General features: G+C 41.3%; 9 protein-coding genes and 1 tRNA gene. 3 read left to right on the top strand and 7 right to left on the bottom strand.

The genetic code is table 11. From position 1 onward, the window contains the following. Nucleotides 1–5: 5 nt before the first annotated feature. The 4 genes from GJV22_RS12270 to GJV22_RS12255 form a co-directional block, all read right to left on the bottom strand. Nucleotides 6–1,706: a RagB/SusD family nutrient uptake outer membrane protein gene (locus GJV22_RS12270; RefSeq protein ID WP_163713695.1), complete on the bottom strand. Its 1,701-nt coding sequence runs from the start codon at nucleotides 1,704–1,706 to the stop codon at nucleotides 6–8. Nucleotides 1,707–1,719: 13 nt separating this feature from the next. Next, nucleotides 1,720–4,800, bottom strand: a complete 3,081-nt coding sequence (locus GJV22_RS12265; RefSeq protein ID WP_205461852.1) for a SusC/RagA family TonB-linked outer membrane protein — start codon at nucleotides 4,798–4,800, stop codon at nucleotides 1,720–1,722. Nucleotides 4,801–5,903: 1,103 nt separating this feature from the next. After that, nucleotides 5,904–8,189 carry a S9 family peptidase gene (locus GJV22_RS12260; protein ID WP_163713692.1) on the bottom strand — a complete coding sequence of 762 codons (2,286 nt, stop codon included), beginning with the start codon at nucleotides 8,187–8,189 and terminating at the stop codon, nucleotides 5,904–5,906. Between the two features lie 545 nt (nucleotides 8,190–8,734). Beyond that, nucleotides 8,735–9,646, bottom strand: a complete 912-nt coding sequence (locus GJV22_RS12255; protein WP_163713689.1) for an alpha/beta hydrolase — start codon at nucleotides 9,644–9,646, stop codon at nucleotides 8,735–8,737. 123 nt (nucleotides 9,647–9,769) lie between these two features. Between GJV22_RS12255 and GJV22_RS12250 the strand changes: the two genes are divergently transcribed. Next, nucleotides 9,770–10,432, top strand: a complete 663-nt coding sequence (locus GJV22_RS12250; protein ID WP_317168692.1) for a LysE family translocator — start codon at nucleotides 9,770–9,772, stop codon at nucleotides 10,430–10,432. Here the strand turns inward: GJV22_RS12250 and GJV22_RS12245 are convergent. Together GJV22_RS12245 and GJV22_RS12240 are read right to left on the bottom strand one after the other, a co-directional pair. Then, nucleotides 10,429–10,833 carry an acyl-CoA thioesterase gene (locus GJV22_RS12245; protein ID WP_163713683.1) on the bottom strand — a complete coding sequence of 135 codons (405 nt, stop codon included), beginning with the start codon at nucleotides 10,831–10,833 and terminating at the stop codon, nucleotides 10,429–10,431. The two genes, GJV22_RS12250 and GJV22_RS12245, sit on opposite strands and share 4 nt — an antisense overlap. Before the next feature lie 5 nt (nucleotides 10,834–10,838). Next, nucleotides 10,839–11,642 (bottom strand): SDR family oxidoreductase, encoded by an 804-nt coding sequence (locus tag GJV22_RS12240; protein ID WP_163713680.1) that lies wholly within the window; start codon nucleotides 11,640–11,642, stop codon nucleotides 10,839–10,841. A 185-nt stretch (nucleotides 11,643–11,827) separates the two neighbouring features. On the opposite strand from GJV22_RS12240, the gene GJV22_RS12235 reads away from it, so the two are divergent. After that, nucleotides 11,828–11,903: transfer RNA gene (locus GJV22_RS12235), tRNA-Lys, on the top strand. A 285-nt stretch (nucleotides 11,904–12,188) separates the two neighbouring features. After that, nucleotides 12,189–13,406, top strand: a complete 1,218-nt coding sequence (locus tag GJV22_RS12230; protein ID WP_163713678.1) for a site-specific integrase — start codon at nucleotides 12,189–12,191, stop codon at nucleotides 13,404–13,406. A 574-nt stretch (nucleotides 13,407–13,980) separates the two neighbouring features. On the opposite strand, the gene GJV22_RS22430 is transcribed toward GJV22_RS12230, so the two are convergent. Beyond that, nucleotides 13,981–14,229, bottom strand: coding sequence for a transposase (locus GJV22_RS22430; protein ID WP_107823769.1), 249 nt, complete (start codon nucleotides 14,227–14,229; stop codon nucleotides 13,981–13,983). Nucleotides 14,230–14,313 lie beyond the last annotated feature (84 nt).

Raw genomic sequence — 14,313 nt, 5'->3', positions numbered from 1 at the left:
AATTATTAATTCGCGCCTGAATATCCATCGTTTTGAACGAGTGAAATATTGGCATCGATTGCCGCTTTCGGAATTGGGAAATAATCCCAGTGAGTTTCAGTAGTTGCATCTTTACAGAACCATGATTTACCGTTAAACACATTTCTTCCGTCTGCCATTTTGAAACGAATCAGGTCTTGACGACGGTGATGTTCACCTACAAATTCCCAGGCCAGGTCATCCAATAAACCACCCAATTCGATATCATCTCCACCTTCGTTGGTAACCACGTATGATGCAGGATCGTAGTTGGCATAACCTTCACTGGTGTATTCACGGTGTCCGTAGTCGTAAGCACTTCCGCCTTTAAGGTCAGCCACGGTACGAACAGCTTTTGCAGCTGAATCGAATGAACGATTGCGAATTTCAGTAATCAGATCGGCTGCTGTTTGCTCATCTTGTCCAAGACGCAACAAACATTCTGCTTTGATGAACATGGCATCTGCCAGGCGGAAGAAAGCTACGTCATTAGCATACGTTCCGTCGTCGCCGGCTACAATCTCACTTTTTACAAAGCGGTAGCCTTCTTGTTGATAGGCACCGGGATTGTCAATGGAGTGAACTTTAACGGAGTAATTTAACAGGCCTTCACCGGCCCAGTCATCAGAAGAGAATGCAATTGGATCGCCCGATTGGGGAACGGTGTTGCCATTAGAATCTTCAGTTGCCATGTATTGTACACCTCCTGCCCATGTGTAACCCAGGCGATTGTCTGCATCGTCGTAGCTTTCAATGAACTGAGGTACAGCACAGCTACCGTTCCATGGTGAGCCATTGTAGCCATAGGCCGCAGCACCGGCACCAACCAAACATTTATTAACCAAATAGTTGTGAGAAGCATTCTTTTTATCGAGCGGAAGCGCGAAAATTACTTCAGGTGAAGAAGAGATATCTTGTTTGAAATTATCTAAATAATCGGCAGCAAGAGAATAACCTCCTTCAGTGATGATTTCTTCCACTTCAGCTAATGCTTTTTGATAATAGGTATCATCGCTCGTTCCAAAATAAGTGTTGTAGTTCAGGTAAAGTTTGGCCAATACCATGCAAGCTGCATATCTGTTTGGATAACCAAAGGTTTTATCTGTTCCCAGATCGTCTTTGATAGCGTCTAATTCCGCTACACAGAAGTTGAAGATATCCTGTGGTGTAGCTTGTTCCGGTAAATAGCCGGCTTCAACGTCCTGGGTTGTTTCCAACGGAACGCTGCGGAAGGCATCCAGCAATACGTAGTAGTTAAGAGCACGCATAAAACGCATTTGTGCCTGGTCTGAACCTGTCTCAGGCAACACGTCAAGTGTTGTGTTTGCATATCCAATGCCGACATAGGCATAATGCCACAAAGCTTCAATATGTCCCTGACTTGCATTCCAGCTATGTTTGTGCATGTTGATGTATAAGTCACCCCAGCCGACACCAATACGTTTGGGTGTCATGTAGGTGTCGCTACATTCTTCCATCACGTCGAAGTAGCCATTCCAGCCCCAATATAGAAAACGAAATTGAGCAAACACTTCACCCATCATGTAGCCTACAATCTCGGGATCGTTCACATCAATTGTTTCGTCAGTAAGTTGGTCGTAAACAGTTTCGTCCAGGTTGGTACAAGAGCCGACAAGCATTAAAGTACCAACTACAAGGCTATAAATTGAATATTTTATGAGTTTCATAATTTACAAGTTTTTAAAAGTTAACAGAAAGTCCAAACGTGTAAGAACGAACGGTTGGATACTTATCACGGTCGTCGATGCCCGGAGCAAGGAAGTAGTTAGACACTTCAGGATCGAGGCCCGAATAACCTGTAATTGTGAAAAGGTTTTGACCTGACACATACAAGCGCAATTTTTGAATGTATTTACTCAATGATCCTGTAATTGGCAGATTATAGCCGAGTGTCGCATTCGTTAGCTTGACAAAATCACCATCTTCAATTTGATCGCTCCAAACACCTTGAGACATTGAACTGGACAATGCGACCATTAATTGATTGCCATCGTCACCCATAACAGCCTCGCCGTACACATCGGTTGCAGGATGAAGATCGGCTGCTGATTTTAAGCGGTTGTAGGCAATTGAATTGTTTTCGTAGAAACTACGTTGAACGTTCAGAATCTTGAAGCCGAATTGACCGGTAAACTGCAAGTTCAGATCGAAGTTTTTGTAGCGGAAGGTGTTGTTCCAACCGGCATAAATTTGTGGGAGACCGTTGCCCAAACGCTGGCGATTTGCTTCTTCATTGTATTTGGTGTCGAACTCTTTCACGGTCCAGTTTCCGTCGGCGTCTTTTACTTCAATTAAAACAAAACCGTCTTTGCTGACACCGACTGATTTTAATCCCCAGAAATCACCCAAACGATGTCCGACTTCCATGGCGTGTGTCGCAACTGAGATTGGATCGCTTACGCCTCCAACTTCCTGAAAGTTGTCCGTTTCATACAAATCGTTGGATAAGCTTAATAGCTTGTTCGCATTGTGCGAAAGAGTTATTGTCGTATTCCACTGAAAGTCTTTTTTGCTAACCGGAACGCCTGTCAGCATGACCTCAATACCGCGGTTTTGCATCTCTCCAACGTTCGCAGTTGTATAGTCGTACATGTTTGGAGGTACAGGAACGGCATAGTCATACAGCAAGTCTACCGTTTTTTTCGAATACACATCGATTGTACCACTCAGTCGTGCATCCAGCATCGACCAGTCAACTCCAATATTATATTCTCTTGTTGTTTCCCATTTCAGGTCAGGGTTCGGGTTTTGAGCTACCTTCAGAGATGGGGTCCAATCACCACCTGCACTTAAATGCTGGCCATAGGCGTCGTAGTCGAAAGTTGTCAGAGACAAATAAGAACTGCCGGGAATAACTCCGGTCACACCGTAGCCGGTACGAAGTTTTAAATTATTCAACCAGGAAGCACTTTGCATAAAGCCTTCGTTGCTTAGGGTCCATCCAAGTGAAACGGAAGGGAAGGTACCCCACTTGTTGTTTTCACCAAATTTAGATGAACCTTCACGACGAATACTCACCATGGCATTAAATCGGTTGTCGTAGCCGTAAGTGGCCCGTCCGAAGAAACCAATTAAAGTATTATCGTTTTTGTACGATCCCATGCTCGGAGTATGATCGTCATCCGTTAGATAAGTACCCTGTGATAAATTGTTGTAGAGATACGACTCGGATGGGAAATTTGAGTTTCCGGCACTGAATCCATCATAAACATTGTACAAGTAGCTGTAGCCAACAAGAGCAGTTACGCGGCTTTTGTTGAGCGTGAAGTCGTACCGAGAGGTCAACTCCAGGTTATCGCTTTTTCCGTTGGCTGAGGATTTTGTTGCCGTACCGCGAATACCGGCTGTTGCCTGAGAATAATATTCGCTGGTATAGTAATTTTCTGAAGTTGATTCTGTTTCTTTTCTAGAAACCATCAGGTTTGTTTTCCAGCCTTTAATCGGTTCTAAAGTGATATTACCAACGATACGGGCATATTTTGAACGGGTATCGCCGATCAATTCATTTTGAATGGCAACCGGGTTGTAATACTGGAAAAGGTTGAAATCTTCGTAGTATGATCCGTCTTCGTTGTAAACCGGCGAAGAGGGGTTGTGGATCAAAGCCTGGCGGTAGACATAGCTATTGTTGTTGTTTGTATTCTTATGGGTTGAATACAGTAAATTCACGTTGAATTTTAAGATGTCATTCAGTGCATACTGACTGAAGTCGAGCTGAGTTTTTATGTCGTTGCTGTCACTCTTACGCATAATTCCTTCTTCGTCAGAATAAGTCACGTTTGCTGAGTAGGCCGATTTATCCGATCCGCCTTCCAGACTCAAAGAATGGTTTTGTGTGAATCCTCCCTTGCGGGTTACAGCAGCCAACCAATCTGTATCGTATCCTTCGTAATTGAAATTTGTACGACCGTAGATTACATCGTGTGTATCCATGAAGTCAGCTTCTTTGTACCATTCTGATACCGAAACATAGCTGGAATAAGAAGTCCGGGTTTCAGTATTGCGGGTGCCTGATTTGGTGGTGATAATGATAACACCGTTTGCACCCCGTGTACCATAAATAGCGGCTGCCGAAGCATCTTTCAGTACATCGATCGATGCAATGTTTTCGGGAGCTACAGTTGTTAAAGATCCTTCGATACCGTCGACCAGCACCAATGGTTCAACACTACCCATGATTGTTGTAATACCGCGAAGCATAATGGTTGATGTGGCATTTGGGTCACCTGATGATTTCGTAATGCTCAAACCGGCAATTTTACCTTTTACCAACTCGGCAGCATCGCCGATTTTACCAACCGAGAAATCCTCAGATTTAATGGTTGTGATGGCACTGGTAACATCACCGCGTTTCTGAGTTCCGTAACCAATAGCTACCACTTCACCAATGCCGATGGACTCTTCCTCCATGGCGATGTCCAGGAAAGATTGTTGTCCGACGGGAACCTCAAGATCTTTATAACCAATAAAGGAAAATACTAAAACATCGCCTGATGAAGCCTGGAGGCTGAACTTACCATCAATATCAGAAATGGTTCCTTTCATGGTTCCTTTGATCAGAATCGATGCCCCGGGAATAGGATCGCCTTGTTTTGATTTTACTTGTCCTGTTATGGTTTTTTCTTGCGCAAGATCGGTGTCAACCGCATAAGCGGCATTCGTGATCATTGCTGATAAAACAAGAACAACCGTAAACCTCATCAATTGGAGAAGTTTGTTTGACAATCGAATTTGATCGCCATAGTTCCAAAGTTTTTTCATTCATTAAATTTTTACTGATTATACACTGAGAATTTTATTGCCAAATAGGAGGAAGTTTTGGTCGGCTTGTCTGACGTCAACTTTCCCTGAATGCTCTTTCGGCAAAGTAGTCGTTCGCGATTTTACAAACTTTAACAATTGTGTAAAAAAGTGATACGAATGTGTAGTCAAAGATTGCATGTTTTGTGATCTGTCGATCGGTTGAAATTTGGTAATTGTCATATATATAGGGCGTTGCGTGTTGTTTGTTCTGATGTTTTTATTGGTTTTAATGTTTAAGTGTGGCTTACGAAATGAAAAAAAATGTGGTAATTCGATAATGAATTATAAAAAATTTGATGAAAATGCTTGAAAATTTAGTGGTTCGTAAAGCAGGAGATTGCCTTAGAATTTCTATAAATATTTCCCTGAATAAGTTCAGGTGTAGAAATGAACGATCAAATTCAGGTTGGGGTAATACCAGTATCTTTTGTGCCGTTTTCTCATAGATTCAAAAAATAGACTTGTCGGAGTTTTGCTCGCAGCGGCAGCGTGTTCTGCGTATTGCCTTCATATCTAAAATGCCATAAAGGTGAGCATCGGGGGGAAATTGTTTCTCATTTAGCAACGCTGGTCTGTTTGTCACCGGAGGAGAACATCATATTTTCAGCGTTTCGGATTGGAACGGGGAGAATTTGTATTTGTAGGAAGAGCACTTTCGAAATAACATACTTTTCAGCTTGATGAGCTCTGAAGGTTCAATTCTGGCAGTTATTTTGTAATGGTGGAGTCGCCAAAATTTGTGAGTACGAATCGATTCAGTTTCTTGCAAAGGTCAGTAATTTGGGCTATTCCCTTAAGTCAGATCATTTTCAGACAATTTCGTCGTTAAAAAAGTTGACGGTTACGAATTCTTTTCACTAGATTTGTACTATTAAAAGTTATTATTGTATTACGATTTCTAAAGCGGAACAGAGAGGGCAAACTTTGTTTCGCTTTTTTTTGTGAAAAGATCTCAAGTTTTCGGACTACAAGTTCGGCTTTAATTGATTCAGCCTGATAATGTGTGTAACGTTATCAGGCTGAATTTCTTTGATCACTAACTTTAGGTCAGTTAGCGTTATTTATTCGTACGATTTGATCTCGTAGTTATGAGGAGGCTTAGCACCCATCAGGTTTTCGACAAAATAATCCCAGCGTTTGCGCAGGAAGAAGGGAACTTCGAACACACTACCGTGATTTTTATTCGGAATAATCAGCATATCAAAATCTTTGTTGTGCTTGATGAATTCGCCAGCCATGCGCAGGGTTGAGGCCGGGTTCACATTGTTGTCCAAGTCTCCGTGAACAAGTAATAGTTTGCCTTCCAATTTATCCGCCAGGTTGAAATTCGACTGCTCGTCGTAATGAGTGCCAATCGGTCCCATGTATTGTTCTGGCCACCAGGCTTTGGCAATGCGGTGATCATGGTTTCCTGCAGAAGAGATGCCAACTTTATAAAATTCGGGATGTGTCAGCAACGCATGACAAGCGTCGTACCCGCCAGCTGAGTGTCCGTAAATCCCAACGCGTGTTGTATCGAAGGATGTATGATTTTTCGCGAGACTTTTAATGGCTTTAATATGGTCTTCAGCACCAATATCACCCAGATTTTCGTACGAGAAATCATGGAATTTCTTGGAGCGCATGGCGGTTCCCAGTCCGTCAACAGTAACAACGATGAAACCCAGCTCAGCAAACGAAACATCGTATGAGCGGAAAGCACTGTTAAAGGTTTTTGGCGTGCGAACAGCCTGAGGACCTGAATAAGTTCCGTCGATCACCGGATATGTTTTGGTTGAGTCAAAGTCCGACGGATAATAAATTGCACCATAGATATCGGTCTTGCCATCGCGAGCCTTTGTTTTAAACGGTTGTGGGAAATGCCATCCGGTAGCGAGCAAAACGTCTATGTTGGCGGTAATCGGTTGGCTTAGGATTTTGCCGTCTTTTGCCGATCGGACCACTGAAACAGGTTTTGTGTCGATTCGCGAATAATTGTCAACAAATGTTTTGTAGTCGGGCGAAAGTGTTACGTTGTGATAAGCATTCTCTGGCGTTAAGAGTTTCAATTCTTTTCCATTCATCAGAACACTGTAGAGTTGTAAGTAGTACGGATCGATTGACGGGTCTTTGCCGCAAGCGGTGAAATAGATCTTGTTGTTTTTTTCATCGATTGCCTTGATGCCGGTTACCACAAAATCGCCGGTTGTTACTTGGTTGATCAGTGCTCCATCCTTGTTGTAGCGATAAATATGATTCCAGCCGCTACGTTCAGATGTGTACAAAAACTCTTCGTCATTTTTGATCCAGCGGCAAGTTGTTAGCTGTGTTTCGATCATTGTTTTAGCCTGCTCGTGCAGGATGACTTTTGCGTCGCCGTTACTGGAATTGGCCATGTAGATATCCTGCGATTGGTAGCCACGTTTGTAAGCGCCGATCATGATTTTGTTTGAACCATCCATCCATTGTGGGCCAAAACTCATACAGATATCCGGAATTGTCGGGATGTCAAGTTTCGTTTGCTTTTTAGTCACAACATCGAAAACATAGTACTGCTGCATAATTGTTGGTTCGCCCGGGATGGAGCGTTCGTAGGCCAATACTTTGGCTCTGTAACCGCTGTCCGGAGTGCTTTGATACAGGTACATCAAGCCAATTTTTGAGCGGTCGATTTTGTAGGTGACAAACTTTTTGGAATCTTCCGACCATTGAATGTCGATGTTGGGATCGTATTGGTCACCTTTCGAAATATCAATCAGTTTCTCCCAGTTGTTGGCCGGATTGGCATATTCATTTTTTTCAACACCATCGGTTGTTAGTGTGGTTTCTTCTCCTGTCTCCACGTTTTTTAGGTAGAGGTTGTATTGTTTCAATGAAACAACCCATTTTTTGTCTGGTGAGACAGACTCATATTTTGGTGTTGCTTCCGGCTTTTCCTCTGTTTTGGAAATGGTATAGTCAGAGAGTTTGACAAAAATACGCTGGTCTTTCAATTTGAAGTTGATTGATTTTTTATCGGAAGAAAACTCCAAATCCATTAGATTGAGAGAGTCGGGTGATACACTTTTGCCACTTTCTTCGCTGATCAATCTGGCCAAAGCTTCCTGGTCAAAGGCTGGTTGGCTTTTCGTTTTTCGGGAATCGAAAAGCATGTATCGACTACCCGTTTTTGTTTGCTCTGCATACCAAAAATCGGAGCTTTGTCCAATCCAATGTGGGCGGAGATCGATGTTTTTAGCCAGTTTATAAATGTTCTTCGGAAGAAAGCTTTCCGCTTTCTCGTAGCGGCTTAACATGTCCTGGGCAAAGGACGACGAAAAGCATAGCACTAAAAACAATGCAGTTGTTAATTGTTTACGACGTTTCATGTATTACGATTTTGTGTTTTGGCTTGTTGTCAGTAAAACACGGATGAACCTGATTGACTGAATTTCGTTGTAACCGGATTTTCAGGACCGAGCGGATGTATTCCTGACAAAAGCGTTCTTGATAAATGATATTATAAAGGGGTGAATAGAATTCAGGGGGAGCAATAACTCGACTAATTCATCCAGCATTCGTAGAGACCAATGCCGAATTTATGGTACAGGTTGGAAAAGTATTTGACTATCTTTTTCATGGTGGGAAGATACTCTTTATTTCTAATTGCTTAAAGCATGCCGATGTAAATTGTTTGAAGTTTTTAAATGTCTTAATGTTTTAAACTGTGTTCTGTTTTTTTATATTAGTCGGCGACCGGAGTTTTAGATTGTCATTGTGGTGGTTTATTCTATAAAAAGAAAACATTGAGCCCAAATGATTTTCCTGTTCCTTTAACACTTTGTGTTGGTGTTTGAATCAAGGTGGAAATCACTCTGGAGTCAATGTTTTCGTAGCCTTGGGAAATCTTGCCGAGGCTAAGGATTGATTTTTATTATAAAATAAATTTCATTGTTTTCATCCAATCGACGAACATGTCCGGCCATTTCTCCGTCGGCAGGTCCATTTTTTTCATTCCAAAGCCATGTCCTCCTTTGGCAAAAATGTGTAATTCAGCCGGGATATTGTGTTCTTTTAGGGCCATGTAGAACCGGATGGAATTTTCAGGTACCACGCCGTGGTCGTCATCAGCCAGAACGAAAAAGGTTGGTGGCGTGTCGTCGGAAACATGCAATTCATTCGAGAATTTTGAAGCTACCTCCCAATCATTGGTTTGGCCAATCAGGTTGATTCTGGAGCCGGTATGGGTGATTTTCTCGTCAAAACTGATGACAGGGTACAGTAGAAGCATAAAATCCGGACGGCTATTGATCTGCATCAACGGATCAGCTGCTTCAGGATCACCCATGGTAAAATGTGTTCCTGCTGTCGAGGCTAAATGTCCACCGGCTGAAGCTCCGGCAATTCCCACTTTTCCCGGATCGATTTTCCATTCCGATGCTTTCGACCGAACGTAGCGCATAGCTTGAAGTGCATCAGTCAGCGGGATTTCCGAATTGCCATAGGGGAGACGATATTTTAAGACAATAGCTGCGATTCCATGTTCTTTCAGGTATTCAGCGATTTGAAAGCCTTCATGATCAATGGCTTCAACCCAATAGCCACCGCCAGGGCATATAACGACTGCCGCTCCGGTATTTACAGATTCATCGGGCAAATAGACAAATAACTCGGCCTCGGAAATATTGCTGTAGCGATAGGTGCCACCCTGTTCGTAGTATTGCTCATCGCCCGGAGGCGTGTTCTTATTCGGAGCTCCGTCGGGCCAAAGCTTCAATTGGAAATCTTGTGCCATTGTTTGGGTTAAAATGAAAGTCAAAAGTGTCAAAAATGTCAGTTTTCTCATGGTGTTGATTTTAGTTGATGACAGAGTAGTTTTTGTTAAGAGGCCTAAAATTACAAACTAAATTTTCTGACGGAGGCGATTTGTTAAAAAATGTAGGAAATCGGTTCTTCTACTTTTGATAAAATGCTTTTATGTTATTTTTGTACCATGTTTTTGTCGTTATTTCTAAAGGGGATCATAATTGGGTTGGCGGTTTCGGTGCCGTTGGGGCCTATCGGAATATTGATTATTCAGCGGACGGTGAATAAAAATCGTATCAGTGGATTCTTATCCGGGATGGGAGCATCAGTGTCTGATGCTATTTATGCAGTTGTTGCAGGGTTCAGTTTGACCTACATTATCGATTTCATACGGATTCATCAGTTGGCTTTTCAAGTTGTGGGAGCGGCGATGGTGCTTTTTTTGGGAATCCATATCTTCTTCAAAGATCCGGTTACCGATTTGAGAAAATACCGGAGAAAGGGAAGTTCTTACTTCCAGGATTTCCTGTCTACTTTTCTAATCACCTTCCCGAATCCGATGGTGGTTTTTATCTTTTTGGCTGTTTTTGCCAGTTCCGGCGTCGTTTTTCAGATGGATAATCCAACACAAGCCATATCAATGGTTGGTGGTGTTTTTGTTGGGGCCAATAGCTGGTGGCTGGTATTAACGGGTTTGGTGAGCTTGTTTCGGCATAAATTTAACCTACGGGTTTTGTGGTGGTTTAATAAAATAGCCGGTGTTATTATTGTCATCATAGTGCTGATGACTTTTGTTTTTACCCTTGTTGAGCACTACAGCATCTAGATCATTTCTGCTACCTTATCGGTAAAATACTTGGGTGCACGGCACGGTTTTCCTGTTTTTTCGTCGAAGAATGCCAAGATGGTTTCCCCTTCGTTGATTAGCTCACCCTTTTCGTTGTATATCTCTGTTTTAATCGGGAATTTAACCTGGGGAACTTTTTCAATGATCGTTCGCACGGTTAGCAGATCATCGTAGTAAGACGATTTAATGTAGTTTATCTTCAGACTGCTTGCGGGAAGCATGATCCCCGATTCTTCCATTTCTTTGTAAGATATTCCTAAGCTTCGGATTAATTCGCTACGTCCGATTTCGTAGTAGCGCGGATAGTTACCATAGTAGACAACACCCATTTTATCCGTATCGTCATAATAAACACGGATTTTCGTTTCGTGAACCAGCATGTTAGTTATTTGAAAGGTGAATCCGGCTCTTTCGCCATGTGTGTGAAAGTTAACTTATCGAGTAGTGCCGGCCAGAATTTTCCAAGGAAAACAGTCATCTTTCCTTCAAGGAAGGTCAGGATAAGCTGTCTTTTTCGCTTTTCGATGGCTTTTACGATATATTTGGCACAAACCTCAGCCGACATCATTTTTGCTTCATTTCGCGGAGTCTCTCCCTGATTCCCACCTGTGGCTGTTAGAGCAGATTTGCGCACTTCAGAGGATGTGAACCCGGGGGCTGCAACCAGTACGTGTAATCCGTTCTTTATGTTTTCAATGCGCACAGTGTCTAAAAAGCCTCGTATTGCAAATTTGGATGCTGCATAGCCCGTTCTTCCGGGAAGCCCAACAAAGCCTGCAATAGATATGATTCCGACAAGCGACCCTTTGGCTTTTAGTAAGTGGGGAAGGGCATATTTAGAGCAATAAACGGTTCCCCAAAAATTAACATCCATTAGTTTTTGAAGAACGCTTAAGTCGACGTCCTCAAAATTGGCCCGCATAGAAATTCCGGCGTTATTGATAAGGATATCAATTTTTCCAAACTTGGAGATTGCAATTTCAATGAGTTCGCGACAATCCTCCTCTTTGCTTACGTCTGTTTTGTGTGTTATTACTTCTGTGTTGTTTAGTTCCTGTTTCAACTGTTCGAGCAACTCAGTGCGTCGTGCTGCTAAGACAAGTTTTGCTCCTTTTGAGGCAAACTCACAGGCTAAAGCTTTACCGATTCCGGATGATGCACCGGTTATAATGACAACTTTGTTTTCCATTGTTTATAAAAGCAAAGCACAAATGTAAACTTTTTTTAGTTGTGTCCCGAAGTCACATTTAACAATGGGCTGTTGATAACTGCGAGTAGCTTTTTTTCAAAAAATGTAAGCTAAAGTTTGCAGATAAAAATTGAGTTTTTACCTTTGCAGCGCCTTTAAACAAAAGGGCACTACACAATGAGGATGACTCAGTAGCTCAGCTGGTAGAGCACATCCCTTTTAAGGATGGGGTCCTGGGTTCGAACCCCAGCTGAGTCACCAATTAAGAAGTCAAAAAGACTTAAAAGCACTTAAATCTTAGGTTTAAGTGCTTTTCTATTTTGCGGCAGACACCAAAATATGCACCAATTCGCAAAGCAAACGAGACCATATCGAGACCTGTTCATAGATAAACTTCAATTGGTCTCGACAATCGATGTAGGTTTTTGATAATCAATTCATATTTAATTAATTTGTTTCGTTTTGATACTTGGGTTTATGAACCTCTTAGCTTAACTTTATGTATGGAAACGAGACCATTTTTAAAACATAAAAATGAGTTGAGTTATGAGAATTACAGTAAACTTTTCCTTGAAGAAATCAAAATCACGCACCGATGACAAATGCCCGATTTATCTGAGATGTACCATGCATGGTCAACGCTTTGAATTGTCGACCGGTATTTTTATTGATCCTGTAATCTGGATTGAAGAAAAGCAGCAGGTAAAAGGGAGAACCGAAGAAGTCAAAATTCTGAATAGTCGCTTAGATAAAACTGCTTTTCGTGTTCAAGACATCTACAATCAATTAGCGGCGAAAGGGGAGCCGTTCTCCGCAATGCATTTGAAAAATAAACTACGGGGACTGAGCGGAGAAAAGGGTGTGCTTGAAATTCTTGACGGTATTATTAATGGAATAGAAGGACGAATTGGCAATGACTACTCGGAAGGAACACTTAAGCATTATAAAACGACATATTCTAGATTATCCGAATTCATCAAGATCAGATTTGGTAGAACCGATCTCCTATTATCAATGGTTGATTACAATTTTCTGAATTCGTTCGATCTCTATCTTAAAACAGACCTTTGGTTAAAACCGAATACTGCGCTTACGTATCACAAACATTTAAAAAAAGTATTGAATACAGCTATAGCTATGAATTTGTTATCAGTAAATCCATACAATTCTTTCAAAGTGAAGCGTAACGAAACTCATCGGGATTATCTGACGCTTCAAGAACTTTATCACTTGGAGAGAAAGAAATTCTTCACGCTAAGAATGGAAATCATTCGTGATGTCTTTGTTTTTGCTTGTTATACCGGATTGGCTTATGCAGAGCTTCAGAAGCTAAGTGATGATCACATTCATATTGGAAATGATGGTGAAGAATGGATCATCATTGATCGAACTAAAACAGATATTCGGTGTCGAGTTCCGCTATTGCCAAAAGCCAAAGCAGTGCTAAACAAGTATAAAGACTTCCCTCAGAGCGAAAACAAGAGAAGATTACTTCCCATACATTCGAATCAGAAAATGAATGAGTACTTGAAAGAGTTAGCGACGATCTGTGGAATAAACAAGAACCTATCAATGCACGTGGCTCGACATACATTTGCTACATCGGTGACGTTGTCGAATGGCGTTCCATTGGAAACTGTTTCAAAGATGTTAGGGCATACCTCTATAAAGACTACTCAAATTTATGCGCGAATTGTCGATTCGAAAATATCGGCAGATATGAAGGGATTAGCGATGAGAATGGGTATGACAGAAATAGGGTAGGTATGACAAGATTTGAACTTGATTCGTAATGTATTTATATATCAGATATTTATAGTCTTGTGAATTCTTTAGTTCACCGTATTGTTCACATTTAAAGAACGCTTCAAAATTTGTCTAATTTAGTTACAATAATTTCTGGATGCAAATAAATATTGGTTCTTATATGCGTTCGAAATTCGAAAGTTAAGCATTTAGATCTGATTTTTCTATATTCAGTCGTGTCATATCCGTATATTTCTTAAAGAAGTGGATATGCAATAAAAATACTTTACGGCTAGTTAAGTGCAACGATGCTATTCTTTGATTTTTTATTTGTTGCCCTTTTAATGTGATGTTGAGAGTTCTTTCTTTGTTAGAATTGACAAGAAGGGAATCTTTTACATTTTTGAAACATCTTTAGAATTCAATCAACTTTGAATCATGTAGGAAAGGGAAAAATCGAGAAACGATGCATCGAAGATCTTGTCAATGGAGATATGCGTGCTTTTGACGAAGTATACTTTTTCTTTTAGGCAAAATTGAACAAATTTGTTTGTTCTATCATAAAATCGGAATCAGATGCTGAAGATTTGGTTCATGAGGTTTTTGTGAAGGTCTGGGAGAATAGCCAACGATCGGACATTTGTCTCAAAGTACATGGGGCGCAATATATGAGTTCCCATTTTGGGAAACACTTCGGAACCATCCTCCATTGACAACTGGTTTTAAGCACATAGAAGATGCCGTTAAATATTTCTATCAAAGAATAGTTCCGTTTTCCTTTATCCTTTAAAATGGCTAATATTACATCATATTGGGTATCGGTTAGGTCGGTAAAATACATTCTTTTGGTGTTTTATGTGTTTGACTATATGTGGGATATGGATTTTTATTTCATTTGCCAATTTGATAGTCAATTATTTGTGCC

Origin of the sequence: Mangrovibacterium lignilyticum, from assembly GCF_010882175.1 — a bacterium.
GTDB classification, from domain to species: domain Bacteria; phylum Bacteroidota; class Bacteroidia; order Bacteroidales; family Prolixibacteraceae; genus Mangrovibacterium; species Mangrovibacterium lignilyticum.
The sequence above is the reverse complement of the archived record's forward strand: the minus strand, read 5'-3'. Positions and strand labels throughout refer to the sequence as shown.

Excerpts from the sequence above, each read along its gene's own strand:
- GJV22_RS22430 (WP_107823769.1), bottom strand. The coding sequence starts at position 14,229 with ATGTATTTTACCGACCTAACCGATACCCAATATGATGTAATATTAGCC.
- GJV22_RS12230 (WP_163713678.1), top strand. The coding sequence starts at position 12,189 with ATGAGAATTACAGTAAACTTTTCCTTGAAGAAATCAAAATCACGCACC.
- GJV22_RS12245 (WP_163713683.1), bottom strand. The coding sequence starts at position 10,833 with ATGCTGGTTCACGAAACGAAAATCCGTGTTTATTATGACGATACGGAT.
- GJV22_RS12240 (WP_163713680.1), bottom strand. The coding sequence starts at position 11,642 with ATGGAAAACAAAGTTGTCATTATAACCGGTGCATCATCCGGAATCGGT.
- GJV22_RS12250 (WP_317168692.1), top strand. The coding sequence starts at position 9,770 with ATGCTTTTATGTTATTTTTGTACCATGTTTTTGTCGTTATTTCTAAAG.
- GJV22_RS12265 (WP_205461852.1), bottom strand. The coding sequence starts at position 4,800 with ATGAAAAAACTTTGGAACTATGGCGATCAAATTCGATTGTCAAACAAA.
- GJV22_RS12255 (WP_163713689.1), bottom strand. The coding sequence starts at position 9,646 with ATGAGAAAACTGACATTTTTGACACTTTTGACTTTCATTTTAACCCAA.
- GJV22_RS12260 (WP_163713692.1), bottom strand. The coding sequence starts at position 8,189 with ATGAAACGTCGTAAACAATTAACAACTGCATTGTTTTTAGTGCTATGC.
- GJV22_RS12270 (WP_163713695.1), bottom strand. The coding sequence starts at position 1,706 with ATGAAACTCATAAAATATTCAATTTATAGCCTTGTAGTTGGTACTTTA.